This is a genomic window from Methylobacterium oxalidis, from assembly GCF_007992195.1.
In the GTDB taxonomy this organism is placed as follows: domain Bacteria; phylum Pseudomonadota; class Alphaproteobacteria; order Rhizobiales; family Beijerinckiaceae; genus Methylobacterium; species Methylobacterium oxalidis.
This window is the reverse complement of sequence record NZ_BJZU01000259.1, coordinates 1-1,947: the sequence shown is the minus strand read 5'-3', so window position 1 is coordinate 1,947 and position 1,947 is coordinate 1. Positions and strand designations below refer to the sequence as shown.

The window sequence follows — 1,947 nt, the reverse complement described above, 5'->3', positions numbered from 1 at the left end:
ACTGCACCGTCGAGCCAGATCCTGTGCAGGCAGCTCCGGTGAAGCGAATCCCACCTTGGCAATGGGGTCGGCACTCTCGGACCACTTTCCGGCGGGGACTGAGTGCTCCAGTCCGCAAGTCCGATGACCAGGGTTGTCACTCTGCTGAGCGAGGGCTGCTGCCGGATCTTGAGCGTGCCTTCGTCAATCCGGCTGCCGTCTTCCGCAACCCCGCGGATGTGCTCGAACATCCGCGCCTGATGCGAGAGTGCAAGCGCGAGATCCTTCGACGTTGGGCCTGGGACGAGCACCTGAAGGAGATCGCGGCAGGGGAAGGCATGATCGAGGGTGAGCCCTCTCGCCTCGACGACGTGAAGGCGGCGCTTCTGAGCTTGAGCGAAACGTGGCGGCCAAAGCCGTTTGCGCCGGCCGCGGCTGCTCCGCTCCTGCTGCAGGATGTGGATGCGCTTGCCGCCTGAGCGAGGAGGCGCTCTCGGAACGTCTTCTTCGTGATTAGGCAGGTGCCAGTCAAGCCTGCTCGAGGACCGGACAGGCAGATGACCTTTGCTGCAGAGGACGAGAGCCGACAATGCTGGATTAGCTGAAATGAAGCACCGAAGCTCCCAAAGTTAACCAAGTTCAATCTTGAGTCCGGCTGAGAAGCCGCAGTGGCAGGCGAACTTTGCAATATAGGTGATAGGCTATTACACATGCGATCTCATGGAAGATCACTCACCAGCTTGTCTTTCCTGACCAACCTGGCACGCCAAGGAGGATGTGATGCTTGAGAATGCAGCTCGTTCCATTCTTGTTCAGAGCTCGAATGTGGATCTGGGCGATGTGCTTCCTCAGTACGCCAGGGCGAGCATTCTTCAGACCGTACGCAAGTACTTTGGTCGCCTTGAGTCCAGTACGGTCCACTTCAACCGGGAAGGTCCGCTGTACAAATGCACGGTCACCATCCAGGTTGGTACGCTGAAGACGATGAGCGGGGAGGCGCAGCTCAAGGACGCTTATGCCGCATTCAGGTCCGCTCTGGAGAAGGTCGCCAAGCAGCTTCGCAGAGCCAAGCGCGAGCTGCGGGAGGACAAGGCAACACGAATCGACAAGGACATTGCCCTGGCTGAGAGGCCCATTCTCCGCCGCAAGGCGGCTTCTTCCGTTCGTCAGCCCGTGCACGCGATCACGCACTTGGTGGAAGTTTCGCGCGAGCCCGCGCCGGTCGAGCTCGACGAAGACAGCCCATATCGGATCGCAGCCGAGTAGTTGCGGGGCAGCGAGGCAGCAGCCGGCGCAGAAACTCTTTCCTCATGGCCGGCGTCTCCAAGCCGTGGCCGCTGCCGCGGATCATGTCTTGGCGACGGCTTCGACGGTCGTCGCCGAGGGAAACCGTCCGCTACCAGGCCGGATGGCTTGGTGCCGGGCTCACTGTTAGATCTGCCCGTCCTTCGCCCACCCCTTTTTCTTTTCACCTGCAAGTTCGGCTTCGAGGCAGCAGGTGAGGTCAGCTCCCACCTCGGGAAGCAGATCGTTCTGACAGCGCCCATTCCTGCCATCCAGCATGCACGGGCGGCATCTCCAAAGCGGACCCAGCAACGGCCCACGTTGTTGAAGCTGCGCGCCGACATGCCCGCAGCCGACTTGCCGGCACACGACGACGCACCCTCAGCCAAATGCCACCCGTCGTCGTTAGTGAGCGCCGCCCTGCGCGGCTGTGTTGATCCCTGACGGTGAGTGACACGATGAGGAAAACAGCACTTGCTGCCTTTGGAGCCCTCGCGCTCGGAGCGGGGGCGCTTCTGCCCGCCACGGCTGCCCGCGCCGGCGGGTACGGCTACGATGGCTACGAGGCACCTGAGACCGTGGTGACACGCCGAACAATCGTTGAGCGCCGGGTCGTTGCCCCACCGCGCCGAGTGGTGCGGGAGGTGGTCGTGGAACGGCCGGTGGTGTATCGCCCGCGCCCGG

At 62.4% G+C, this 1,947-nt stretch carries 2 protein-coding genes and 1 pseudogene; all 3 read left to right on the top strand.

The window, feature by feature from the left end; all coding sequences use genetic code 11:
* The coding region (locus tag MOX02_RS30345; protein ID WP_244948464.1) for a hypothetical protein at positions 1-458 on the top strand (458 nt) is incomplete at its 5' end.
* 301 nt (positions 459-759) lie between these two features.
* Positions 760-1,245: a ribosome hibernation-promoting factor, HPF/YfiA family gene (hpf, locus tag MOX02_RS30340; protein WP_147029468.1), complete on the top strand. Its 486-nt coding sequence runs from the start codon at positions 760-762 to the stop codon at positions 1,243-1,245.
* Positions 1,246-1,721: 476 nt separating this feature from the next.
* Positions 1,722-1,947 (top strand): annotated as a pseudogene (locus MOX02_RS31970) (hypothetical protein); the annotation flags it as partial.